The 22558-nt window shown below is 62.1% G+C and carries 22 protein-coding genes and 2 tRNA genes; 14 read left to right on the forward strand and 10 right to left on the reverse strand.

Annotated features, from left to right (window positions below; translation table 11 throughout):
* Positions 1–489: GntR family transcriptional regulator (locus Q8O80_RS02665; RefSeq protein ID WP_305576640.1), on the reverse strand; the 489-nt coding region annotated here is incomplete at its 3' end.
* 124 nt (positions 490–613) lie between these two features.
* Here Q8O80_RS02665 and Q8O80_RS02670 point away from each other — a divergent pair.
* The 9 genes from Q8O80_RS02670 (at position 614) to Q8O80_RS02710 (ending at position 9419) form a co-directional block, all read left to right on the forward strand.
* Positions 614–1957, forward strand: coding sequence for an FAD-dependent oxidoreductase (locus Q8O80_RS02670; RefSeq protein WP_305576642.1), 1344 nt, complete (start codon positions 614–616; stop codon positions 1955–1957).
* Positions 1954–2709 carry an enoyl-CoA hydratase/isomerase family protein gene (locus tag Q8O80_RS02675; RefSeq protein ID WP_305576644.1) on the forward strand — a complete coding sequence of 252 codons (756 nt, stop codon included), beginning with the start codon at positions 1954–1956 and terminating at the stop codon, positions 2707–2709. The genes Q8O80_RS02670 and Q8O80_RS02675 overlap by 4 nt, the downstream gene beginning before the upstream one ends.
* A complete protein-coding gene (locus Q8O80_RS02680; protein WP_305576646.1) occupies positions 2706–4298 on the forward strand; it encodes an acyl CoA:acetate/3-ketoacid CoA transferase in 1593 nt (530 codons plus the stop codon). Before Q8O80_RS02675 ends, Q8O80_RS02680 begins: the two co-directional genes overlap by 4 nt.
* Before the next feature lie 9 nt (positions 4299–4307).
* The gene (locus tag Q8O80_RS02685; protein ID WP_305576648.1) at positions 4308–5408 is read left to right on the forward strand and encodes a dihydrodipicolinate synthase family protein; all 1101 of its coding nucleotides are present in this window, start codon (positions 4308–4310) and stop codon (positions 5406–5408) included.
* A 33-nt stretch (positions 5409–5441) separates the two neighbouring features.
* Positions 5442–6503 (forward strand): NAD(P)-dependent oxidoreductase, encoded by a 1062-nt coding sequence (locus tag Q8O80_RS02690; protein WP_305576650.1) that lies wholly within the window; start codon positions 5442–5444, stop codon positions 6501–6503.
* A 10-nt stretch (positions 6504–6513) separates the two neighbouring features.
* Positions 6514–7272: an ABC transporter permease gene (locus tag Q8O80_RS02695; protein WP_305576652.1), complete on the forward strand. Its 759-nt coding sequence runs from the start codon at positions 6514–6516 to the stop codon at positions 7270–7272.
* On the forward strand, positions 7269–8048 hold the full coding sequence (locus tag Q8O80_RS02700; protein ID WP_305576654.1) for an ABC transporter ATP-binding protein: 780 nt from the start codon (positions 7269–7271) through the stop codon (positions 8046–8048). The genes Q8O80_RS02695 and Q8O80_RS02700 overlap by 4 nt, the downstream gene beginning before the upstream one ends.
* A 32-nt stretch (positions 8049–8080) precedes the next feature.
* Positions 8081–9061, forward strand: coding sequence for an ABC transporter substrate-binding protein (locus tag Q8O80_RS02705; RefSeq protein WP_305576656.1), 981 nt, complete (start codon positions 8081–8083; stop codon positions 9059–9061).
* Positions 9062–9254: 193 nt separating this feature from the next.
* Positions 9255–9419, forward strand: coding sequence for a hypothetical protein (locus Q8O80_RS02710; protein ID WP_305576659.1), 165 nt, complete (start codon positions 9255–9257; stop codon positions 9417–9419).
* Between the two features lie 620 nt (positions 9420–10039).
* On the opposite strand, the gene Q8O80_RS02715 is transcribed toward Q8O80_RS02710, so the two are convergent.
* Together Q8O80_RS02715 and Q8O80_RS02720 are read right to left on the reverse strand one after the other, a co-directional pair.
* A complete protein-coding gene (locus tag Q8O80_RS02715) occupies positions 10040–11995 on the reverse strand; it encodes a hypothetical protein (protein WP_305576661.1) in 1956 nt (651 codons plus the stop codon).
* 291 nt (positions 11996–12286) lie between these two features.
* A tRNA-Gln gene (locus tag Q8O80_RS02720) sits at positions 12287–12361 on the reverse strand.
* A gap of 178 nt (positions 12362–12539) precedes the next feature.
* Here Q8O80_RS02720 and Q8O80_RS02725 point away from each other — a divergent pair.
* Positions 12540–12616, forward strand: a tRNA-Pro gene (locus tag Q8O80_RS02725).
* Between the two features lie 148 nt (positions 12617–12764).
* Here the strand turns inward: Q8O80_RS02725 and Q8O80_RS02730 are convergent.
* Together Q8O80_RS02730 and Q8O80_RS02735 are read right to left on the reverse strand one after the other, a co-directional pair.
* The gene (locus Q8O80_RS02730) at positions 12765–13445 is read right to left on the reverse strand and encodes a hypothetical protein (protein WP_305576663.1); all 681 of its coding nucleotides are present in this window, start codon (positions 13443–13445) and stop codon (positions 12765–12767) included.
* A 64-nt stretch (positions 13446–13509) separates the two neighbouring features.
* Complete coding sequence (locus Q8O80_RS02735; RefSeq protein WP_305576665.1) at positions 13510–14121, reverse strand: biotin transporter BioY; 612 nt, start codon at positions 14119–14121, stop codon at positions 13510–13512.
* A 97-nt stretch (positions 14122–14218) separates the two neighbouring features.
* Here Q8O80_RS02735 and Q8O80_RS02740 point away from each other — a divergent pair, with 97 nt between their 5' ends.
* A complete protein-coding gene (locus Q8O80_RS02740; protein ID WP_305576667.1) occupies positions 14219–15118 on the forward strand; it encodes an MBL fold metallo-hydrolase in 900 nt (299 codons plus the stop codon).
* A gap of 160 nt (positions 15119–15278) precedes the next feature.
* Here the strand turns inward: Q8O80_RS02740 and Q8O80_RS02745 are convergent, their stop codons facing one another.
* The 4 genes from Q8O80_RS02745 to pdxH all read right to left on the reverse strand — a co-directional run bounded on the left by Q8O80_RS02745 (position 15279) and on the right by pdxH (position 19259).
* Complete coding sequence (locus Q8O80_RS02745; RefSeq protein WP_305576669.1) at positions 15279–16088, reverse strand: DUF1499 domain-containing protein; 810 nt, start codon at positions 16086–16088, stop codon at positions 15279–15281.
* A gap of 97 nt (positions 16089–16185) precedes the next feature.
* Positions 16186–17346 carry a M48 family metallopeptidase gene (locus Q8O80_RS02750; protein ID WP_305576671.1) on the reverse strand — a complete coding sequence of 387 codons (1161 nt, stop codon included), beginning with the start codon at positions 17344–17346 and terminating at the stop codon, positions 16186–16188.
* A complete protein-coding gene (locus Q8O80_RS02755) occupies positions 17346–18557 on the reverse strand; it encodes a DUF898 family protein (RefSeq protein ID WP_305576673.1) in 1212 nt (403 codons plus the stop codon). The genes Q8O80_RS02750 and Q8O80_RS02755 overlap by 1 nt, the downstream gene beginning before the upstream one ends.
* Positions 18558–18629: 72 nt before the next feature.
* Positions 18630–19259 carry a pyridoxamine 5'-phosphate oxidase gene (pdxH, locus tag Q8O80_RS02760; protein ID WP_305576675.1) on the reverse strand — a complete coding sequence of 210 codons (630 nt, stop codon included), beginning with the start codon at positions 19257–19259 and terminating at the stop codon, positions 18630–18632.
* Positions 19260–19366: 107 nt separating this feature from the next.
* Between pdxH and Q8O80_RS02765 the strand changes: the two genes are divergently transcribed.
* On the forward strand, positions 19367–20317 hold the full coding sequence (locus Q8O80_RS02765; RefSeq protein WP_305576677.1) for a J domain-containing protein: 951 nt from the start codon (positions 19367–19369) through the stop codon (positions 20315–20317).
* Here Q8O80_RS02765 and Q8O80_RS02770 read toward each other — a convergent pair.
* Complete coding sequence (locus Q8O80_RS02770) at positions 20314–21249, reverse strand: L-threonylcarbamoyladenylate synthase (protein WP_305576679.1); 936 nt, start codon at positions 21247–21249, stop codon at positions 20314–20316. The two genes, Q8O80_RS02765 and Q8O80_RS02770, sit on opposite strands and share 4 nt — an antisense overlap.
* Before the next feature lie 88 nt (positions 21250–21337).
* Here Q8O80_RS02770 and Q8O80_RS02775 point away from each other — a divergent pair, with 88 nt between their 5' ends.
* A complete protein-coding gene (locus Q8O80_RS02775) occupies positions 21338–22285 on the forward strand; it encodes a histone deacetylase family protein (RefSeq protein WP_305576681.1) in 948 nt (315 codons plus the stop codon).
* A 10-nt stretch (positions 22286–22295) separates the two neighbouring features.
* Positions 22296–22538: an exodeoxyribonuclease VII small subunit gene (locus tag Q8O80_RS02780; RefSeq protein WP_305576683.1), complete on the forward strand. Its 243-nt coding sequence runs from the start codon at positions 22296–22298 to the stop codon at positions 22536–22538.
* The last annotated feature ends 20 nt before the right edge of the window (positions 22539–22558 follow it).

Raw genomic sequence — 22558 nt, forward strand, 5'->3', positions numbered from 1 at the left:
CATCGTATGCACTTGGCGGATCATCTTGATCAGCATAACATTTTTGGTAGCTTGGGCCTCGATCTCATGGATCGCGCGATTGATGCCGAGATACTTGTCGCGGTCGTCCCGCTGCACCGCAGCGTCCATTTCATCGGCGAGTTGACGCATGGACTGTCCCTCGTCGGGCGTGGCCCGCCGTGCCGCCAGGCGCACCATGAGGTTTTCCAAAGGTCGGCGCACTTCAAGCAGTTCGAGCTGCTGGCGAATGTCGATGGTTGTCACCAAGGCCCCCCGGCGCGGATGGATTTCGACAAACCCTTCCAGTTTGAGGCGCTGCAGTGCTTCGCGGATCGGGGTGCGACCGCAGTTCAGTTCTTCGCGCAGATCGTTCTCCGATATCATCGAGCCGGGACGGAGACGGCCAGTAACAATCAGATTTTGGATCGCCGAATAGGCGACTTCGGAGATCAGTTCCGGCCCTGCTACTGGGATGTTGGTATCGGACATGTCTGCGCTCCGCATTGTTGATTTGAAGGGCACCATAGCGTTTGACTCGTTCGGCGACAATTGGTAGGCATGTCGTCAACGTCTGACATATCAACTGTATATGAGAACTCTGAGGAGACTAGGCATGCGGTTGGAGGCCATCGATAAGCGCGCTGTAACCCGGTTGACCACTGACGTCTTGATCGTTGGTGGTGGCGCGGCCGGTGTAGCCGCAGCGGTGACGGCAGCACGCGGCGGTCTGTCGGTGATCCTGCTTGAGCGGTATGGCTTTTGCGGCGGCGGTGCGGTTGCAGGGCTGTCCGGCACTGTGTGCGGGCTCTATGCTGCCAGCGACATTGCCCGCAAACCAGAGCAGGTGGTGTTTGGCTTCGCCGATGAGTTCATCAGTAAGCTGTCGGCGCGTGGCGGGCTTGCCGATCCAGTGCGTTACGGCAAGACCTTCACTCGGGTCCACGACCCGCTGATCTGGCGGGAAACTGCCGATGCCTTGCTCGCCGATGCCGGCGTGACGGTGATCTATCATGCGGTTGCCACAGAGGTGTTGCTCGATGGCGATGATGCTGTCGCCGGCGTCATGGCCTGGTCCAAGCAGGGGGCGCTCGATATCCGCGCCCGGATCACAATCGATGCGTCTGGCGATGCTGACGTCGTGGCCATGGCTGGCCTGCCTAGTTTTATCGGCGAGAATGGTCGGGTGCAGAACCCAACCATGATCTTCCGTCTGGGTGGGGTCGATGTAGAACGCTTTCAGGCAGCCTATGGTGATGACACCATCATGCCGCCGAGCATCAGCGCCCTAATTGCCGAGGCCAATGCTGCGGGCACGCACCGCTTGCCCAGAGCCAAGATCTGGCTGTTTGCGACCACGCGCCCCGGTGAGCTGCTGTGCAATTGCACCCGTATCACCGGTGCCGATGGGCGTGAGCTCAATCCGCTGCGCTATGCTGATTTCACAGAAGCCGAGTCCGAAGGACGTCGGCAGACTCGCGAGTACGCGCGCTTTTTCAAAGCCCATCTGGCGGGCTGCGAAACAGCCTTCGTCAATGATACCGGCGTGCAGGTTGGCGTGCGACAGACCCGCCAGGTTGAAGGGACCCATAAGCTGCTCAATGGCGACATTCTTGCCGGGCGCAAATTCGCCGATGGCATCGTCCGCTCGCCCTGGCCAATCGAATTGCACTCGGGCAGCTCTCCTCGTGTCGAATGGCTGTTCGATGATGTATATGAAGTGCCGTATGGTTGCTTCGTCCCGACCCGTGGCGAAAACCTACTTGTTGCCGGTCGATGTCTCTCTGCCGAACATGAGGCGGTCGCTTCCGCGCGGGTCACGGCGCAGTGCTTTGGCTATGGTCACGCCATCGGTCTGGCCGCCGCGCTGGCGGTTCGTGAGAATATGGCGCCGCGTGATATTGACGGGCGTGATCTGCGCCTGCTGCTGAACCGCGACGGCGCGAGGCTCGACGCATGAGCCTTGATTCCCATCTCCTGCTGGCCGACCATGGCGCCTGCCGCGTGATCACGCTCAACCGGCCGCAGCGCCGCAACGCGCTGGGTACGGCAACTATGACGCAATTGTCGGCAGCACTGACCGACGCCGTGGCCGATTCGGCCATTCGCGCAGTCTTACTGACCGGCGCTACGCCGGCCTTTTGCGCCGGCAGTGACCTCAAGGAACTCGCCGGTCTTTCGCCGGTGGCAATGGCCGAACATGAGGCAGCGACGGCCGCGGTGGCACGCTCCATAGCGCAGCTTGATGTGCCAGTGATTGCGGCGGTCGAGGGCTATGCTCTGGGCGGCGGCGCCATTCTGGCTCTGAGCTGCGATCTGGTGGTCACTGCCAGTGATGCGCGTTGGGCCTTACCCGAAGCGCAAAATGGCTGGTTGCCGCCCTGGGGACTGGAAGCGTTGGTGTCGCGGGTAGGACTGGTGCGGGCGCGGGCGCTGGTTTGGGGAGCCTTTGATTGCAACGGAGCCGAGGCGCATCGCCTGGGCCTCGCCGATCAGGTGAGTGAACCGGCAGCTGCGGTTGCCACGGCCACGATCGTGGCCTTGCGTCTCGCCGAGCGCCCGCCTGAAGCCATGATTTCCACCAAACGCTATTTTGCCCGGCTGCGGCCGGACGCCGAACAACTCGATGCCACCGCATCGGACCACTTCAAGCAAGACGTCGAGTCAGTCGCTGCACAGACCGTCTTGGCAAGATTTTCAGGTCGATCATGAGTAAAATTGTTTCCGCGCGCGACGCCGTTGCCTCGATTCCCGATGGCGCCACCGTTGCCAGTTCTGGGGTCATTGGCTGGGTTACGCCCGACGCGGTGCTCTTGGCGCTCGGCGAGCGCTTTGTCGAGACGGATGGTCCCCGTGATCTGACATTCTATTTTCCCTGCGGCGTTGGCGACGCCATGGGCATCAAGGGCATGGATCATGTCGCCCGTGAGGGCCTGATGAAGCGCATCGTGTCGGGCTCGTTCATCAATCCCGTTAATCCTGCCACCGGCAAGCGACCCGAATTGATGCGGCTCATTCGGGAAAACCGCGTCGAGGCCTATTCCTGGCCCATCGGCGCGTCGATGCACTGGCTGCGCGAAGTGGCGCGCAAGAGTCCGGGCTATCTCACCGAGGTGGGGCTGCGGTCCTATGCCGATCCGCGCCAGGGCGGCGGCAAGTTCACCGCCAAGGCTCAGGATGATTTGATCAAGCTAATCCAGTTCGAGGGCCGCGACTATTTATTCTATCCAAGCTGGCCTATCGATGTGGCCATTATACGGGCGTCGAGTGCGGATGAACAAGGCAATCTGTCGTGGGAGGATGAACCACTGACCACCGCCAATCTGGCGCTTGCAATTGCCGCAAAATCTTGTGGTGGACGGGTGATTGCGCAGGTGCGCCGTATCGTGGACGCTCGTCCGGCCTCGCAAGTTCGCGTCCCGGGCCTGTTCGTCGACAGCATCGTGGTCGATTCACAGATGATGATGACTACCGATACGGATTACGAGACCGCCTATTTCTCCGGCCGGCGAATGGATCTAGCCGATCTGCCGCGCGTGCCCATGTCGCTGGACAAAATCATCGCTCGCCGGGTGGCGCGGGAAGTGCGGCAGGACGAACTGGCGATCTACGGCTTTGGCGCGGCCACCGACGTACCTCTGGTGATGGCCGAGCAGGGGCTGTTCGACAATGGGGCACTGGCGCGCTACCCTTCGACTACCGAGCACGGAGCCTATGGCGGCATCGTCATGCCGGGCTGGCAGTTTTCCGCCAATATCAATCCCGACGCCATCGTCGATGGGCTATCCCAGTTCGACATTATCGATGGCGGGTTATGCAAATTCGCTGCCCTGTCCTTCGCGCAATTCGATGCGCAGGGCGTGGTGAACGTCTCGCGTTTCGGCGCGGCAAATCCGGGCGCAGGCGGCTTCATGGACATTGCCCACAACGCCGAACGTCTGGTGTTTGCCGGCACCTTCACTACCAATGGTCTCGACGCCGGTTTCGGCGGGCACGGCCTGAATGTCCGCACAGAAGGCAAGGTGCGTAAATTTGTCGAGCGCGTTGACTCGATTACCTATGACGTGCGCGCCGGGGTGCGTGATCGCGGGCAAACCGCAATGTTGGTGACCGAGCGCGCCGTGTTTGAAGTCACCGCCGCCGAAGGGCTAGTGCTCACCGAAATTGCGCCGGGTATCGATGTCCGCAAGGACGTTCTGGAGCAGATGCAGTTCGCTCCTGCTCGCATCGCCGAGCCGCTTGCGCGCATGGATGTCGCCCATTTTTCTTCTGCGGCGCCGACCGACAAACTAGCCGTTTAGGAGCCTATGATGAGTTTCAGATACGTCCAGGAATTGCCTGCAACCGTCCTCACCGCCCTGCGTCAAGGCTGTGTGCTGCCGGCACATCCGCTGGTCCTCGATAATAGCCGCCAGCTGGATCGCACGCGCCAGCGCGCTGTGACCCGCTATTATGCAGACGCTGGTGCAGGTGGGCTGGCCATTGGCGTGCACACTACCCAGTTCGCAATCCGCGAGGTCGGTCTCTATGAGCCGGTGCTGGCCCTGGCCGCACAGACCATGCGGGACTGGGGTGGGGCGGAAAAACTGCTGATCGCAGGTGTCACCGGAAACACAGCCCAAGCCGTTGCGGAAACCGAGACGGCGCGTGGTCTCGGCTATCACGCGGTCCTGCTCAATCTGGCCCGGCTCAGGGGTTCCAGCGAGGACGATATTCTCGAGCATTGCCGGCGCGTCGCCACCGAAATGCCGGTTATCGGCTTTGCGCTACTGCCGGCGGTGGGCGGCTTCCATCTCAGCTATGACTTCTGGCTGCGCTTCGCCCAGCTTGACAATGTGGTGGCCATCAAGATGGCGCCATTCGATCGCTACCGCACCATTGACATCGTCCGTGCGGTATATGACGCCGGTGCGCAGGATCGCATCACCCTCTACACCGGCAATGACGACCATATTGGCCTTGATCTCGTGGTGCCTTTTGTAGTGCGCTCTGCCGACGGGAAATCGGAACAGCGCGCCCGCATTCGCGGCGGATTGCTCGGCCACTGGAGCGTCTGGGTGCGTCCCGCCGTGGCCATGCTCGACCGCATTCATGCGCTGCCCGATGGCGCTGACGTGCCGGAGGACATTCTGGCGCTCGATTCCATCGTTACCGACTGCAATGGCGCGATCTATGATGCGCACAACAATCTCAAGGGCTGCATTCCGGGGTGTCTCGAAGTGCTGCGCCGACAAGGACTGCTCGAAGGCACCTGGTGCCTCGACCCCGACGAGGTTCTCAGCCCTGGTCAGGCAGCGGCCATCGACCGGGTCCACACCCAATATCCCGAAATGAACGACGATAGTTTCGTCACGGCAAATCTCGAACGCTGGCTCTCCGAACGCGGCAAGGACCGACCGCTTGTTGCCTGACTCAGTGCTCTCAGAAAACTCAAGGAAACTGACATGACTCGCCCCACTGTGCCCCAAATCCTTACCGCCTCCAACTTGCCGGACCACTTCGTGGACGTCGACCATCTGGAAGACTTCATGTCGGTTCCAACGCAGGGTGTAGTGGACGACCTCAACACCCTGGACGGGGATATCATGATCCTGGGCGTTGGCGGCAAGATCGGCGTCACCATGGCCCGAATGGCCAAAAAGGCCGCCCCGCAAAAGCGGGTCATCGGCGTGTCACGCTTCTCCGAGGAGGGACTGCAGGAGCGGCTCAATGGCTGGGGCATAGAGACGATCGCCTGCGATCTGCTCGATCGCGATGCCGTCAATGCCCTCCCCAAGGTAGCCAACGTCATTTACATGGCCGGACTCAAGTTTGACTATCGCGGTCGCGAGGACTTCCTCTGGGCCATGAATACCATCGCGCCTCAGATCACCGCCGAAGCGTTCCGCAACTCCCGCATCGTCTCGTTTTCGACCATTCACGTCTATCCATGGTCCAATCCGCTGCATGGCGGAGTGACCGAGCGCACTTTGCCGATGGCCCGTCCCGGCGAATATGCCAACTCTGTGGTTGGCCGGGAGCGCACCTTTGAACATTACTCCAAAAAATACGGCACACCGGGCCGCATCATGCGCTTCGTCTATGCCATCGATCCGCGCTACGGCGTGATGCAAGAAGTGGCCAGCTGGGTGCTCGCCGGCCAGCCCGTGCCCCTAGCCACCAGTCACGTCAACATCATGTGGCAGGGCGATGCCAATTCGCAGTTCCTGCGCATGCTCGGCCAGTGCGAAAGCCCGGCCACGCCGATCAATGTCGGCGGCCCTGAGGCTCTGAGCATTCGCTACCTTGCTAATCGGTTCGGCCAGGCCTTCGGCATCGAGCCGAAATTCGTCAATGAGGAAGCCGACAGTTGCCTGCTGGTCAACTGCGACAAGGCCAACGGCATTTTTGGCAATCCGGTGGTGTCGATCGACCCGATGATCCGTTGGGTCGCCGAATGGGTCAAGTCCGGCAAGCCGACCCATGGCAAGCCGTCCAAGTTCGAAGTTCGCTCGGGCGAGTTCTAGGAGAGCGTAAATGCCCAGCTTCGTACGCGGCCATCTTTATGCGGTGCTCGCCCATGTCGGCTTCCTGGTGTTCTGGCAGTTGGCCGTGAGCATCGGCAAGGTACCGACCTATATATTGCCGGGCCCGATCGATACCTTTCTGGCGTTGGGCGAGCCGTCCTACAACTGGCTGCGCCACACCTGGATCACGGCGCTGGAGATCTTCGGCGGCTATGGCATTGCCGTGGTCGTGGGCGTTGCTCTGGCGGTGCTGTTCGTCTGGATACCGGCGCTAAATGCCGCGCTGATGCCGCTGCTGATTACGCTCAACATGGTGCCCAAAGTGGCCATGGCGCCGCTGTTCATCATCTGGTTCAGCTACGGTGTTTTCCCCAATATGCTGATCGCCTTTACCATCTGCTTCTTTCCGATCGTACTAACCACCTATCGGGGACTGGTCGAGGTCGAGCCCGAGTTGCTCGACCTAGTTAAATCACTCAAGGGCAATCGCTGGCAAATATTCACCAAAATCCAGTTGCCCGGCTCGCTGCCTTTCTTGTTCTCGGGCATGAAAGTGGCAGCGGTTCTGGCGGTAGCGGGAGCGGTAGTGGGTGAGTTTATCGCCTCTGACAGTGGCCTTGGCTATTTTCTGTTGGTGCAGCAGAACGCGCTCAACACCTCGGCGATGATGATGGCGCTGTTGCTAATCACGGGGCTTGGCGTGTTGCTCTATGGCACCGTCGCCGCGCTCGAATACGTGTTTGTTACCCGCAAGGGAATCTCCCCATGACCAGTCCAGCTGCAAAGCAGCCCTTCATCCGGCTTGAGGGCGTTAGCAAGACCTATCGATTTGGTGGCAAGGAGTTCTTAGCCGTATCCGACGTCACCATGGATATCGAAGAAGGACAACTCGTGGCGCTCGTGGGGCCATCGGGCTGCGGGAAATCCACTTTGCTCAAGGTGCTGGCGGGCCTTCATAATCATGACAGTGGCACCGTGCAAATCGGCAACGAAGTCTCTCCGTTCACCCCGGGCCGGGACATCGGCATGGTGTTCCAGCAGGCGCTCTTGCTAAAGTGGCGGACTATTCTGGACAACATCTTGTTGCCGGCCGAAATCCTTGGCTTGCCGATGGCGGCCAGCCGAGAACGCGCTCGCGATCTGATCGAGATGGTTGGAATCGCCAACTTCGCCGATGCCTATCCTTCTCAGCTGTCGGGCGGCATGCAGCAACGTGCATCGATCGCTCGTTCACTGGTGCATGACCCCAAGCTCATCCTAATGGATGAACCGTTCGGCGCCCTGGATGCGTTGACCCGTGAACGTATGAACCTCGAACTCATGCGCATCTGGAAAGAAAGCGGCAAGACCATCCTGTTCGTGACCCATGGCATTCAGGAGGCCGTGTTCTTGGGGTCGAAAGTGGCCGTGCTGACCGCTGGTCCCGCGCGGATGGCCGCTCATTTTGATGTCAATCTCCCCGAACCCCGCACGTTGTCGGTCAAAACCAGCGAGCAGTTCGGTCAATACACGAAGCAAATCTACGCCTTGCTCGGCATGGATTAACCAGCCGGGCGCAGTCCAATAGGGAGGACACCATGAACTGCAAACACCTAACGACCTCGATCGCCTTACTTGCCCTAATGACGGCCCCAAGTCTCGGGCAGGAAAAACTGTCACTGATGCTCAACTGGAAGGCAGGCGGTGATCACGCCCCACTCTATTATGCGCTGGAGCAGGGTTGGTACGCCGAAGCCGGCGTCGACCTAGAGATCATCCAGGGGAATGGCTCCGGTGCCGCAGCGACCGCTCTCAGTGTGAACCAGGTCGACATGGCCATTATCGACATGCCGACCGCGCTGCAGTTCCGGGGGGAGGGTAGCGACATTATGGGGGTCTTCGTTGCCTATAACGACTCGGCCAACGGAATTTACTGGAAGAAGAGTTCCGGCATCGACACCGTAGCGGACCTGCCCGGCCGTAAGATTGGCGCCCCCGCGTCAGATGCTGCCCGCCAGTTCTGGGGGCCGATCGCCGAAGCCATGGATCTCGATCCCAGCTCTGTGGAATGGGTGAATATTCAGCCTACCGCCAAGGTGGCAGCGCTGCAGTCTGGCGCCATCGACGCAACCACGCACATGTATAGCGTGCACTTCATTTACGAGAATGTTTTCGGTGACGACTTGGGCTTTGCTCTGCTGCGCGACCACGGTCTCAACCCTTATGGATTGACCTATTTTGTCAACCGCGCCGCCGCCGAGGACAAAACCGACCTCAAGCGCGCCATGGTGCATGTAACGCAAAAGGCCTTTGAGTTCTGCTTGACCACGCCCCAGCCGTGTTCCCAAGCGCTCTCCAGTGCTGTCAGCATGAAGGCCGAAGACGCGGCACTCGAACTTGAATATGCGTCCAAGGTGATCCCGGGCCAAGGAAATACCCTGCCGATCGGTGCCTTTGATCCGATTCGAGTCGCATCCGACTATGAGATGGTGGCCGGTGCCTTCGAAATCACCGCATACGATCCGGCCACGGCCTTTACCAACGACTTCATCGACACCGCAATAACCTATCCCGATTAAAGGGCAATGCAATTTGGCAGCGGGCGTTCAATGACGCCCGCTGCCCCAATAGCAGGCAAAATCACTTCATAACCCTGAGTAGCTCAGCTCAAATACGAAATCGCCAACACTTTCACACACAGTTGGGCGCCGCTGGTGCTGATGGTGTTCAGCACCCTGCCCGCGATCAAGGCGGCGGGACGATCCCGCCACCATGGCGCGGCTCAATGACCTGCTCACCAGCACCGACAAGGTGCGGCCCCCGCTCCGCCTGCATGCCGGGATCATCGCGGCGCTTTATCCCTGGCTCGGGCGCCGGCTGCTGATGAAAGCCCCCAAGTTCGGTCCCAAGATGCGCCTGCCGGCAAGCCGCGCCTAGTCGAAAGAAAAGTGAAGCATGGCGTGGACCCTCCGAGGTCCAACCATGCCGACAGCGGGTTACTCCGCTAAGCCCCAAGCGGGGCCTCGGGGTAACCATCCGCCAAGTGGCCGCCAAGGGGCGTCCATTTCCGGGACAAAAGAACAGGAGACGAAAGAAAAGGGGGTTCGTCGGACGGACCGTGCGCAGTTCATTGTCCAGCTTCAGACCATCGAGCCCGAGGTTGACGCAGAAACAGGCCGCCTATCATCACACCCCCGTGCTATCGGCGCGGGGCAACGCCGCAGGCGTCAGCGGCCTACTTCTGGGTCAGGGCCACCGCCAGGCTCCCTTCTCTAACCGCCAGGCTCCCTTCTCTAATTGTGCGCAGCGCAGCGATCGCAGTTTTGGTTTCACAGGCCCAGCACTAGCGGGTCGGAGGCAAAGTCAGCGGCATTTGAGAAGGGATGCGGTGGCCGGACTGACGGGCGACACTCAATCCTGAGAAAGAACAGTTCAGATCCAGATAGGACCAGCCAATCGAGCCATCGAATGTTGTTGCACGACGAGGAGCCGGCTCCACGTGTTGCGATCGCTCGAACCAAAGACGATGCATGGCCCCTTAGCGCCTCGGCCTCCGGTCAGCGCGGTTTGGCCCGATCCGGACGGGCCCAGGGCGGCGTCAGCTTAGCCTCGACCCACGGAATGAGTTGGATCGGCCGTGGCTGAAGGTGGCCTGTGCGCACCTCAATTTTTGCGAGGTCCTCCCGCTGCAACTCGATCATGACCGGGTCGCAATATCTCTCCGTGGTTTCGGAGCGGCCGCGGTGCCCCATCATGTCTTCCCTGAATTCGTGGGAGACACGCTTCTGCTTGAGTTCATTGTTAAAAAAGTGCCGAAACTGGTGCAGCGTAATGCCCAGACGTTTTCGGATTGGGTCGAGCTCATCGTATAGGCGATCGCCCAGCGGGGACCTGCTGGAGGGGCTGTAAAGATCGGGAAAAGCCCGCTCTATGCCCAGTGCCCTGAGCCGCTCGATGTAGTCGAGAAAGCCCAACCTGATGAGTTCGGGATGCAGCGAGAGGTTGCGAACCGACTGAGCGTTCTTGAGCCGGCGGAACTGGTTGAAGCAGACATGGATATAGGGGTGATTGCCGTTACCGACGATAATATCTTCGACATCTAAGCCACAGTATTCCTCTCGTCGCATGCCTTGGTAGTGCGCCAGCATCGGCGCGAAATAGGCGGCTCGATGGAAGACATGCGGTCCCGGCTCGTCCAGCTTTTCAAAGCTCTTGCAGCCGACAAAGACCGACGCGTGAAAGAAAATCTCCATGGTATCGGATTTGGGGGTGGCGCGTTCGTCACGCGGCCGTACTGGGCTTTTTCCAGTAAAGGCGGCGGGGTTGAGTCTGGGGTCGAGGTCCTCGGAGGCTCTGGCTGCCTCAAAAAGTGCTGAGAGGAATCGCATATGTCGTGACCGCGTGACGATGTTCAGACCAGCAGCACCCTTGCTCTTGGACAGGGCCCTCACTTCGGCGATAGACTTGCTCCGGTCTCGCCCGCCTCGTCCGAAGGACGGATAGATGGCCAAAAGGAAGTCGTCAAAGTGCTCGACATGGCTTTGCCGAAGCTCTGAGAACGTCGAAATGCCGTGTTCATCAAGCATCAACTTGGGAAAGATAAAATACGTCCACCGCGCCTGCTTGGCGGTTTTTTCATCCCATTTTTCGCGCTGCTGCTGTTTGATGACCAGTTTCTCAGCCACAGCTGCGATGGATGCGCTCTTGGCTGATAGCATCTCGGCTACGGGCGCGGAGGTGGCAACTAAAGGCACTTCTGCCTGTTTGGACGAAGTTCGAGGTTCGGCGCCTTGCCGAAATGCCTCAATTCGCTCGGGCAAATCGTCCATGATCTGGCGTAGCACCTCGGCTTGGCGCTCGAGATACTCGTGATCCGTTTCAGCGGACCCCGCACGCGGCCCTCCTCGCCTTATCCAATCCGCCAGCAATGTCGGCTGCACGTCGTCAAGAATGGAATCGAGCTCGAGGAGGTCCTCGCGCCCTTCATGAGCATAGGGATTGTAGTCCAGGAGATACTTGATCGTGCGTTCGAGCCATGAAGTCAAAGGTTCCCGACTGTCGGCGCTGTCGGGCAAACCCTGCCCACTGCCAATTTCAGCGACAAACTGGTCGACACCGAGGTCACTGACGCTCAGGTTTTTGGCAGCCTGGAAGGCCAAAGAGGCTGCAGCGAGCAGACGCACCTTAGCCGCCTGCTCCGCATCACCACCAGTCGGCTCGTTATCAAATGACAGGGATGCCATGATGGACTGGTCGATGAAGGTCTCAAGATCAGGGGGATGCCGCTTGGCTTGCGCCATTGCTCGAGCAACGTCGTCCGCCAGTCCCGGTTGACCCCATTGCCGATCAAGCCCGGTTCGATCTCCCTTACTCAGCTCGGCGGCCAATCCGCGGGTGGCGAGGGCACGCGATGCCAGCCCCTCGGCCAAGTCGAGCAACCCGTCACGCGTGGTCTGCGGCCGACCTTTGGCCAGACAGTCATGCAGGTATTTGAGCAGCTGACTTTTGTTCATATGTCCGGTTGACCAAAGCGGGAACAACTCCTCGCTCCTGGCGGTCAGAACAGACGATAGCCTGCGAGCGGTTCGGGGATCCTTAACGGCCAGACTGATCTGCAAAAGGATGCGCCGGGGAGCGGGTGTCCAGCGTCGCCAGTAGTAAACGGCGTCGCGTCGAAAACAGTGGGAAATAGCTGGCAATGCGACATGCTCCGGAGCACGTAACACACCCATGTAATACAGCTGCGACTCGCCGGGCGCCGTTTTCTGGCGAAAGCGAGTTTTATCAATGGCTTAGGTAGAAGCTGGCTGGGGCGCCAGGATTCGAACCTGGGAATGCCGATACCAAAAACCGGTGCCTTACCACTTGGCGACGCCCCTCCTGGCGCGGTTCGTACACGGTTTGCCAGTGCTTCGCAACATGGTCTCGACGCCGATAAAAACCCGATTGCAGCAGCTTGAACGGCACAGCAAGCAAAGCTATAACGCCGGCATCGCGCGTGACGCAGCGGCCAGGCGCCGGCCAATCGGGCCAGCCGCCTCATATCGCGGATAATGACGGAGTATAGCGCAGCCTGGTAGCGCACCTGCTTCGGGAGCAGGGGGTCGAGTGTTCGAATCACTCTACTCCGACCAATCAGCCCGGCCTCTGACGAGGTCGGGCTTTTCTGTTACTGGAACGGCCAGTGCACACCGGTGACCCGATCTGATGGCGGCCGGCGACCATATGGGAGTGCTGTGCCGGGACGAGAGGGACCAAGACAACGGCGCCTTGCCCCCTCCCCTAGCCCGGCTTTTTGGCCAGCCAGATGTGGTGGCGCTCGCCGCCCTTCTTGCCGCGGGCGCGGACTTTTTCTTCGGTCACGGCAAAGCCGGCGGTGAGCAGGCGCTTGGTGAATGGCGTGCTGGTGTGGGAGGACCACACCGCCAGCACACCGCCGGCGCGCAGGGCGCTCAGTGTGCGGCGCAAGCCCTTGACGCTATAGAGCTGCTGGTTGGAATCGCGCGTCAGGCCCTCCGGGCCGTTATCGACATCGAGCAGGATTGCGTCATAGAGATTGTCGCCCGCCAGCATGGTGCCGACATCGCCCAGACGGATGCTGACTCGCGGGTCGGTCAGGCAGGTGCCAAAAACCTCTGCCATCGGGCCGCGGGCCCAGTCGACCACGGCGGGCACCAGTTCAGCCACGGTGATGCGGGCGTCGGCGGGCAGGATGTCCAGCGCGGCGCGCAGGGTGAACCCCATGCCCAGGCCACCGATCAACATATGCGACCGGGGGCGGCCGGCAATAGCCTGCCAGCTCAGGCTGGCCAGCGCCTCTTCGGAGCCAGACATGCGGCTGTTCATCAGCGCGGTGGAGCCGGTCATGATACAGAATTCGCTGCCGCGCCGCATCAGGCGCAGCTCGCCTTCGCCACCGGGCACGCTGGCCGTATCGAGCAGAGTCCAGGGGGTGACGGCCATGCATACTCGCAAAAACAGAAAGCCGGCCGCGGGGGCCGGCTTTCGTTGAAATATGGACCAGCGTCTAGCGCTTGGCGATCAGCTTCCAGGCACCGGTGACGGTGAGCGCAGCCAGGGCCATCTTGAGAATGTCCCAGACGATGAAGGGCTGCACGGCCTTGGCAAAGGCCGAGCCGAGCACATTGGCCTGGTCGATCCAGCCGGCCTGGCCAGCCATCAGGGCGAGCCAGGTGAAGCCGAACACGAACATCACGGCATTACCGGCCAGCATGGCCGAAAACAGCGCCAGCGGCTTGCCCGAGGCGCCGCGATCAGCCGCAAAGCCGACGATGGCGGCCAGCGCCACGAAGCCGAGCAGGAAGCCGCCCGTGGGGCCAACCAGATAGACCAGGCCACCGCCAGTGGCGAACACGGGCAGGCCCATGGCGCCTTCGAGCAGATAGAGGCCGACCGTGGCGACGCCGATGCGCATGCCAAAGGCGGCGGCCAGGGCGGCAATGGCAAAGCTCTGCAGCGTCACCGGAACAGGCCAGACTGGCACGCTGATTTTGGCGCAGAGGGTAATCAACAGCGTGCCGAGCACGACAGTTGCCAGAGTGGACGCCAGCTTGGCAGCGACACCCTTGGGCTGATAGAGGCCAAGGAGCGTGTTGGACGTGGTCAACGTGACGGCCATTTCATACCTTCCATGTAACGACGGGAACCGGCATCCATTTGCGGGACGCACGACAATTTGAATGTCCATCTCATAATCTGCCGCCAGCGGGAGTGCAATGGCCGCCACCCTCACCTTCAATAGCCAATTTGACCCACAGACCGGCGTGGCGGTACCGATTGCTGCCGGGCTGGTGCGCATCACCGCGCCCAATGCCAGCGCCTACACCTTTACCGGTACCAATAGTTTCCTGCTGGGTCACGAGCGTCTGGCCCTGCTGGATCCGGGGCCGGACGACCCGGCGCATCTGGCAGCGCTGCATGGCGCCATGGCCGGGCGGCGGCTCGAGGCGATCATCCTGACCCATACCCATCGCGACCACAGCGCCGCAGCGGCGAGGCTGGCGCGCAGTTATGATGTACCGGTCTGGTTTGGCGGGCGGCACCGGCTGTCGCGGCCGCTGCGGCGCTTTGAGCGCAATGTGCTGCGCCGGTCCTGCGACTGGGATCTGGTTCCCGATCGCACGCTGGTGGATGGCGAGACCATTGCTGCTGGCGACCTGACGATCAGTGTGCACACCACGCCGGGCCATTGCGCCAACCATCTGGCCTTCGGGCTTGGCGAGATTTTGCTCAGCGGCGACCATGTGATGGGCTGGAACTCGACGCTGGTCTCGGTGCCCGATGGCTCGATGGCCGATTATCTGGCCTCGCTGGACAAGGTCATCGCCCTGCCCCAGCTGCTTTATGTGCCGGCCCATGGCGGCCCCATTGAAAATGGCCCGGCCTTTGCCCGGGCACTCAAGGCGCATCGGCTGATGCGCAATGGCCAGGTGCTGGCCGCGGTGCGGGACGGGGCACGCAATGTGCGCGCGCTGGTCGCCGCCATCTATCCCGGGCTCAGCCTGCCGGTGCGGATGGCCGCGCAGATGACCATTGCCGCCCATGTGGAATACCTCGAAGACCGGGGCGAACTCAGGGTTCTACGCCGCCCCTGGGGCACACGCATCACGACTTGAAAAAGCTCTCGCTCGTGGTGATGCGGCGGTCGCGCGCTTCCCTCGCCCTTGTATAGAGGGGATGAGGGAGAGTCCGTCTGGTTGACCATGACAAGCCCTGCCCCGCGCGCCCTCAAGGGAAAGGGCGATGGCGCAGGGCCCCGTATGGACGCGACAAGACCTAGCTAGCAGGAACCGGCTCAACCGGCTCGCTGTCGGGCAGGTTGACGCTGGGGGTGTCGCGCAACAGCGTGGTCACCGCGACGTCAAGATCGGCCAGGAAACGCTCGATGCGCTGGCCATTGGCGCCGAAATCATGGGGGGCATTGAGCGAGGCCGACCGCATATCGACACTGGCGCTGATGGCGTCGCCGGTGACGCGCACCACGACTTCCTCGCGCCAACCGGGAATGGTCATGGTCTGGGCATTGATCAAGGCAGGGTCCAGCGCCGCATTGGGTGCCCGCAGCAGGCGTACATCCCAGCCATGATCCGCGATGCTCTGCTCAACCAGGGCAAAGGTCTGCGCCTGTCCCAGCGGATAGGTGCGGGTCTCGGCATTGGGGAAGACGATTTTGGCTTCCGCCTTGCTGAGCAGTCTGGGCGGCGGCATGGCCGCCGTTCCGGGCTCAAATACCAGCGGCAGCAGCCCGCGTGTCGTGGTGGCAATGTCGGTGACCGCCGGGTATTTCAGGGCCAGACTGCCGTACCAGGCAAAGGGCAGCAGACACAGCAGGCCGAGCAAAAGGCCGGAAAACGCCTTGCCCCAGCCCACATCGCCGGTCTGCCACAGGCGCGCCAGGGCGAGCACGGAGACCAGAACGGCGATCAGCGCCACGAGGCCCGCGGCGAGAGCGGCGACCAGAAACACATCACTGGTGGTCAGCCGCAGCCGGTGCAGCAGCACCGAAATGATGACGAGCGGCACCGCGACGTTGCCCAGTCGGCGCGCCCAGATGGCCCATCGCGATGTCCGGATCAGTATGCGCACGCTGCCGCCACCGCTTCACTACCCCGTTTTTGCGGCATGATACTATTCGTCATAGAAGCAAGGTATTGCCCGAGTTTGAAGATTTGTCAGCAGCCCGTCACTTCGTCTTGGTCGCGCCGACATTGATGGGGGTGCCGCGCTGATCAAGTGCGCCGCCGCACATGGCCTTGATGGCTTGCCATTCCGCCGGGGTGAAGGGCGGTTCAAGGCCGCTGGGCCGGTCCTGGCCCAAACGGTCCAGCGCGGCCTTGCGATCATCGGTGAGTGGATGGGTGCTCAGCAGCGCCAGCGCCCTGGCAAAATCATCGTCTTCGCCGACGCGATTGAGCAGATCGACCAGGCCGCTGGCATCGAACTCCAGGCGGTGGGCGACCTGGGCGGCAAAGGCATCGGCCTGCCGCTCGGCATCGCGCGAAAACCTTGCATCAATGATGGTCGAACCCAGACCGGCAGCCACCGATATGCCGGTCATATCGCCCAGAATGAAGCCGATCAGGGCACCAGTGCCAGCCGAGGAGATCAGCTGCTCCATGCCATGCCGATGGGCGACGTGGCCAATCTCATGGGCCAGCACGCCGGCGAATTCATCGGGGGATTGGGCCTGATCGAGCAGCGCCGACAGGAAGAAGACCTGCCCTCCCGGCAAGGCAAAGGCATTGGGGATGTCGGAGCGGACGATATTGATATCGAGCGCAAAGGGCGAACCGCTTTCGGCCATGGCCGCCTGACCAAAGCGGGTCAAGGCGCGGTTGGCCAGACTGCCGGGGTCGGGATCGCAGATCTGCAACCCGCCCAGGCTGGATTGGAGTTGGCTGGCCACGGTTGCGCCCAGGCGGAGTTCCCAGGCCGGTGGCACCAGACCGACAATGCGGCTGGCCAGCAGGGGGACGCCATAGAGATAGGTGGCAATAACCGCCACCAGCGCCAGTGTCGCGGTGACCGCCAGGCGCCGCTGCCGCGTGGTTTCCCGGCGCTGCTTGGTTCCCAGCACGGGCAGCGTGGCCCGGATGCGGGCAATGGTGTCGGCGCCGCGCACCACCACACGCGCGCCCGCCGGCTGGCCGCTGGCCGCCAGCCGCATTTCGTCGCGGCGGCCCGGCACGAGGTAGAGGTCGCTGGCGGCCCAGCGGGCAATTTCACTACCGTCGGCCGCATCACCGATCAGCAGCGTGCCGCTGTCATATTCGGCAAGATAGTGCAGCGCCACCGTATGCACCGTCGCGCTCTGACCATCGTAATAGCGCCCGACAATGGTCATCAATAGGCCCCCACATTGAGGGCATCGGCCAGGCCCTCACCGGCCAGCGCCTTGTCCTCGCCGCGCGCCCGCACCACGTTCAGGCTCTCGATACCGGCAATGCTGGCGCCGGTGGCGATCAACCGCCAGAAGCCCAGGCCGATGAACAGCTCCGTCATCAGGGTGAAAGCGCCCAGCATCAGCAGATAGCCAAAGATGATGGCCGCCAGGGTGATCAGGCTGCCCTGCATCTGCCGAAAGAAGATTTCGAGATCAAAGCCGCCGCCGGCAAAAGCCTCGCTGGCCAGCACGCCCAGCACGACAAGGCCGCCAATGGCCAGCACGGCAAACGCTGCGATCAGGGCCATGCCGCACAGCACATATTGCCAGATCAGGGCGCGCGCCGAGACCGTGACGGTCACTACTGCGCCCCCGAGCCGGACGCTTGAATACATCGAGCTGAGTTCGCGAGCCTGATAGCGCAAGGCCAAGGCGCCAATCAGCAAGGCCGCGATCACCAGAGGGAGGTAGGCGCGCGGCTCGGCAAGGCTATCGGTGGACACGCCCAGCGCCATGCTGATCCCCAGCCCGGCGCCGCCCACGACCAATACCGCGCCATAGGTCAGGTAGAATGGCAGGGCAAGCTGCTTCCAGCTGCCGAAAAAACCGAACCGCAGATCGCCGTACCAGCTGTGAACATAGCGATAGCGCCAGAGGCTGGCGGCCATGAAAGGATAGGCCAGCCCTGCCGTGGCGATCAGCAGCAGGCTCCAGCCGAAGCGGCGCAGGGCATAGGCCCAGCCATTGCCGGTCTGATCGAAGCGGATGCCGCGCCAGAGCGTGCGCGAGAGGCGGAAGTCGCGAGCCCGATAGATGGCGTAGCCGGCCAGAAACCACAGCGTGACCCCAATCATGCCATAGCCGACAATCGCGGCCTGGTTCGATTGCGTGGAGAGATAGAAAACCATGGCATAGAGCGGCAGGAACACGGCCACCGCGATGAGGAACCCCACCAGCAATTGCATGGCGTTGCCGGTATATTCGAGGTTGTCGCCGGCGATATCGGTATTGGACCAATAGAATCGGCGCTTCCAGGTAAGCAGCCAGAAGCGATACAGGCCAATGGTGGGCAGCAGCAGCGCATAGCCGCGCAGCAGCAAGCCGGCCAGTTCACGCCGTGTCCCCGTGAACACCACTGGCACCGGGCGCCCCGGACCGTGCTGCATGACCATGCTCAAACTCTCCGCCTGTCTCGGGTTTTAAGCCAGACGGCCAGCAATGGAAAGCGGGAGACCCGTGCCAAATTACGGATAGAGCCGCTCGCTGCTCCAGGCGTCGCCGCGGGCCTTGCGGGTAAAGCGGACGCGATCATGCAGGCGGAACTCGCCGTCCTTCCAGAATTCGATGCTGGTGGGGACGATGCGGAAGCCGGACCAGTTGGCCGGGCGCGGCACCTCGGCATCGTCGATCCGCGTGGCCAGTTCGGAGACGCGATCGAGCAGGGCCATCTTGCTGTCGAGCGGCCGCGACTGCAGCGAGGCTGACGAGGCAATCTGGCTGCCCTTGGGGCGGCTGGCGAAATAGGCGTCGGCCTCGGCCGTCGTCACCACCTCGACCGGACCGCGCATCCGCACCTGGCGGCGCAGCGATTTCCAGTGCATCACCATGGCGGCCTTGGGCTGGGCCACCAATTGTTCACCCTTGGTGCTGTCGAAATTGGTAAAAAAGGCAAAGCCGCGTTCGTCGCGCCCATTGAGCAGCACCATGCGCACGTCGGGCATGCCGTCGGCATCGACACTGGCCACGGCCATGGCATGGGGATCATTGGGCTCGGCCTCCTGGGCCAGCGCGAACCACTCCTCGAACAGTGCAAGGGGATCGAGCGCGGTGCGATCGCTGTCATCGAACAGGCGTTCAGTCAGGGTCTGGAGCATATCAATCTCATCTCATCGTCGCGCAAAACTGGACAAGCCGGGGGCCCGTGGCCATATAGGACTCGAAACCGGGGCGAAGCAACGCCCGCATTAATTGAATGGACCAAATGCGCGATCCCTATTCCGTGCTTGGGGTGCCTCGTTCGGCTAGCGAAAAAGACATCAAGTCCGCCTATCGCAAGCTGGCCAAGAAGCATCACCCTGACCAAAATCCAGACGATCCGACAGCGCACAGCAAATTTGCTGAGGCGTCCAACGCCTATGACCTGCTCAATGACAAAGAAAAACGGGCCCAGTTTGACCGCGGCGAAATTGATGCCGACGGCAATCCCAAATTTGCCGGCTTTAATCCGGGTGCTGGGCAGCGCGGTGGTGGCCGCACGGCGCAGGGTGGTTTTACCGCTGAGGACATCCTCAAGGAATTCATGAGCGGCTTTGGCGGGCAGCCACGCGGCGCGGCCGGTGCTGGTCGTGGCCCGACCGGTGCCGGCGGCGCACAATGGGACCCGTTTGCCGGGGCTACCGCTGGTGGTGCTGGGGGCGGACGCGCCATGAAGGGCGAGGATGTGGTGGTCAACGCCACCGTTTCGCTGGAGGATGCCCACAAGGCAGCCGCCATTCAGGTGCGCATGCCCAATGGCAAGATGCTGTCGGTCAAGCTGCCCGAAAAGGTCGAGGAAGGCCAGCAGATCCGCCTCAAGGGCCAGGGCTCACCAGGCATGGGCGGGCCAGGCGATGCGCTGATCACCGTGCGTTTTGCCAAATCCAAGCAGTTTCGCCGTGATGGCGCCGACATCCGCACCGATGTGCCGATCACCCTGTACGAAGCCGTGCTCGGCGCCAAGGTCCGGGTACCGACGCTGGATGGCTCGGTCGAGCTCAACCTGCCGCCGGGCATGGATACCGGCAAGGCGCTCCGCCTCAAGGGCAAGGGGCTGCATGGCGATGGCGATCTTTACGCCAATCTCAAGGTCATCCTGCCGCCCGGCGGCGATGCCGATCTTGAGGCCCTGGCGCGCTTCATGCGCGACCAGAAGCCCTACAAGGTGCGGGACTAGTCGCGCGGGGCCGCAGCCCGCAGCAGCCGGTCATTGATGGCTTCGCCCAGCCCCTCGTCGGGAATGGGCGCAACCGCGATCATGTCCGCCCCTGCCGCGTCAAGTTCATGCAGCATGGCGAACAGATTGCGGGCGGCCTCGTGCAGATCGCCACGGGGCGAGAGGTTCCGCACCGGACCGGCAAATTCGGGTCCGTCGCCAAAGGCCAGATAGGCTTCGCCGGCGCGCGGCGTACTGTTGAGCCGCAGCAGCGCCCGGGGGGCATAATGGCTCGCCAGCATGCCCGGCGCCGCCAATGCCGTGCCCTTTGGGGCGACCGCAACTTTCACGCCCAGAGCCTGCTCAATCGCGTTGCGGGACATGGCCCCGGCGCGCAACTGCACCAGTTTATCCCCCTCGATCCGCACAATGGTGGATTCCACTCCCGCCCGGCAGGGCCCGCCATCGAGCACCGGCACCCGTCCGGCAAAGCCGATGCGCACCTGCGCGGCGGTGGTTGGCGACAGGCGTCCGGACGGATTGGCGGATGGTGCGGCCAGTGGCCGGCCCACCGCGGCCAGTACAGCCAGCGCCACGGGATGATCGGGAATGCGGATGGCCACGCTATCGAGCCCGGCCATGGCGATACCGGCCAGGCCATTGTCGGGCCGCGCTGGCAGCACCAGCGTCAGCGGTCCCGGCCACAGCGTCGCCACCTGGCGGGCCAGCGGCGAAAACTCGGCCAGCGTTTCGGCCATCGCCAGATCAGCGCAATGGATGATCAACGGGTTGAAGCGCGGTCGCCCCTTGGTCTCATAGATGGCCAGCACGGCGTCAGCATTGGTGGCGTCGGCCCCCAGCCCATAAACGGTTTCGGTCGGAAAGGCGCATAACTGGCCGGCGCGCAGCAGGACGGCGGCGTCGTGCGCCGTTTTCGGGTCGGAATGGGTCATGGCGTCCTTCGCGATCTGCTGCGTTGTTTGACAACGCCAACGGGGCGCGTCAAGACGAGGATGCAAGAGCATAGGAGCCCAGCCCCGCGTGAGTACGCTGCTTGTCAGTCAATCGAACTATGCCGACCACGCTACGCCACACGGCCATCCCGAGCGCGCCGACCGCCTGCACGCCGTCGAAGAGGCGCTGGCCCGTCCGCGTTTCGACAAGCTGATTCGACGCGAGGCGCCGAGCGGGGATCTGATGCTGACCGAGCTGGTGCATGACGCCCGCTATATGGCCAGGCTGCGCGATGCGCGTCCCGCCGAAGGCATTGGCCAGCTCGATCCCGATACCTTTGTTTCGGCCAATTCGCTGGCTGCAATCAGCACCGGCCTGGGCGGCGCCCTGGCGGCGCTCGCGGCGGTGTTGCTGGGGGAGGTCGACAATGCCTTCTGCGCCATCCGCCCGCCCGGTCATCACGCCGAAATCGCCACGCCAATGGGCTTTTGCCTGATCAATACAGTGGCCATCGCGGCGCGGGAGGCCCAGCGCAAATATGGCGCCGAGCGCATCGCCATCATCGATTTTGACGTGCACCACGGCAATGGCACCCAGGACATCTTCAAATCCGACCCCAGCGTGTTCTACGCCTCAAGCCATCAGATGCCGCTGTTCCCCGGCACCGGTGCGGCCAGCGAGACTGGCGTCGGCAATATCGTCAATGCCCCACTCGATCCTCATACCGATGGTGAGGCCATGCGCGAGGCCTATCTCACGCGCATCATCCCGGCCCTGAATGACTTCTCCCCCGACCTGATCCTGCTTTCGGCGGGTTTTGATGCCGACGGACGCGATCCGCTGGCGCAGTTGAACTGGAACTCGGCAGACTATGGCTGGCTTACCGGAAAATTGATGGATGTGGCCGACCGCCGCTGCGGTAACCGCATTGTTTCGCTGCTCGAAGGTGGCTATGACCTCAAGGGGTTGGCCGGCGGTGTTTCGCACCATGTGGCCATGCTGATGGACGGCGCCATTGGGCGCCTGGACGAATAGGAATTTGCTGATGGCGGACAATGACGACGTAAAGACTCTGAGCTTTGAGGCTGCATTGGCCCAGCTCGAAGAAATCGTCGGCAAGCTGGAATCGGGCAAGGCCCCGCTGGCTGAGTCGATTGCCATCTATGAGCGTGGCGAGGCCCTCAAGGCCCATTGCGAAGGCCTGTTGAAGGCTGCCGAAGCCCGTATCGAGAAGATCACCCTGTCGCGCGATGGCAATCCGACTGGCACCGAGCCGCTCGACGCCTAGTCATTCTTGCCAACGAGACA

Origin of the sequence: Devosia sp., assembly GCF_030689745.1 — a bacterium.
In the GTDB taxonomy this organism is placed as follows: domain Bacteria; phylum Pseudomonadota; class Alphaproteobacteria; order Rhizobiales; family Devosiaceae; genus Devosia; species Devosia alba.

Bases quoted from the DNA above. Each gene is read 5' to 3' on its own strand.
- Q8O80_RS02670 (WP_305576642.1), top strand. From the start codon at position 614: ATGCGGTTGGAGGCCATCGATAAGCGCGCTGTAACCCGGTTGACCACT.
- Q8O80_RS02675 (WP_305576644.1), top strand. From the start codon at position 1,954: ATGAGCCTTGATTCCCATCTCCTGCTGGCCGACCATGGCGCCTGCCGC.
- Q8O80_RS02680 (WP_305576646.1), top strand. From the start codon at position 2,706: ATGAGTAAAATTGTTTCCGCGCGCGACGCCGTTGCCTCGATTCCCGAT.
- Q8O80_RS02685 (WP_305576648.1), top strand. From the start codon at position 4,308: ATGAGTTTCAGATACGTCCAGGAATTGCCTGCAACCGTCCTCACCGCC.
- Q8O80_RS02690 (WP_305576650.1), top strand. From the start codon at position 5,442: ATGACTCGCCCCACTGTGCCCCAAATCCTTACCGCCTCCAACTTGCCG.
- Q8O80_RS02695 (WP_305576652.1), top strand. From the start codon at position 6,514: ATGCCCAGCTTCGTACGCGGCCATCTTTATGCGGTGCTCGCCCATGTC.
- Q8O80_RS02700 (WP_305576654.1), top strand. From the start codon at position 7,269: ATGACCAGTCCAGCTGCAAAGCAGCCCTTCATCCGGCTTGAGGGCGTT.
- Q8O80_RS02705 (WP_305576656.1), top strand. From the start codon at position 8,081: ATGAACTGCAAACACCTAACGACCTCGATCGCCTTACTTGCCCTAATG.
- Q8O80_RS02710 (WP_305576659.1), top strand. From the start codon at position 9,255: ATGGCGCGGCTCAATGACCTGCTCACCAGCACCGACAAGGTGCGGCCC.
- Q8O80_RS02715 (WP_305576661.1), bottom strand. From the start codon at position 11,995: ATGAACAAAAGTCAGCTGCTCAAATACCTGCATGACTGTCTGGCCAAA.
- Q8O80_RS02730 (WP_305576663.1), bottom strand. From the start codon at position 13,445: ATGGCCGTCACCCCCTGGACTCTGCTCGATACGGCCAGCGTGCCCGGT.
- Q8O80_RS02735 (WP_305576665.1), bottom strand. From the start codon at position 14,121: ATGGCCGTCACGTTGACCACGTCCAACACGCTCCTTGGCCTCTATCAG.
- Q8O80_RS02740 (WP_305576667.1), top strand. From the start codon at position 14,219: ATGGCCGCCACCCTCACCTTCAATAGCCAATTTGACCCACAGACCGGC.
- Q8O80_RS02750 (WP_305576671.1), bottom strand. From the start codon at position 17,346: ATGACCATTGTCGGGCGCTATTACGATGGTCAGAGCGCGACGGTGCAT.
- Q8O80_RS02755 (WP_305576673.1), bottom strand. From the start codon at position 18,557: ATGGTCATGCAGCACGGTCCGGGGCGCCCGGTGCCAGTGGTGTTCACG.
- pdxH (WP_305576675.1), bottom strand. From the start codon at position 19,259: ATGCTCCAGACCCTGACTGAACGCCTGTTCGATGACAGCGATCGCACC.
- Q8O80_RS02765 (WP_305576677.1), top strand. From the start codon at position 19,367: ATGCGCGATCCCTATTCCGTGCTTGGGGTGCCTCGTTCGGCTAGCGAA.
- Q8O80_RS02770 (WP_305576679.1), bottom strand. From the start codon at position 21,249: ATGACCCATTCCGACCCGAAAACGGCGCACGACGCCGCCGTCCTGCTG.
- Q8O80_RS02780 (WP_305576683.1), top strand. From the start codon at position 22,296: ATGGCGGACAATGACGACGTAAAGACTCTGAGCTTTGAGGCTGCATTG.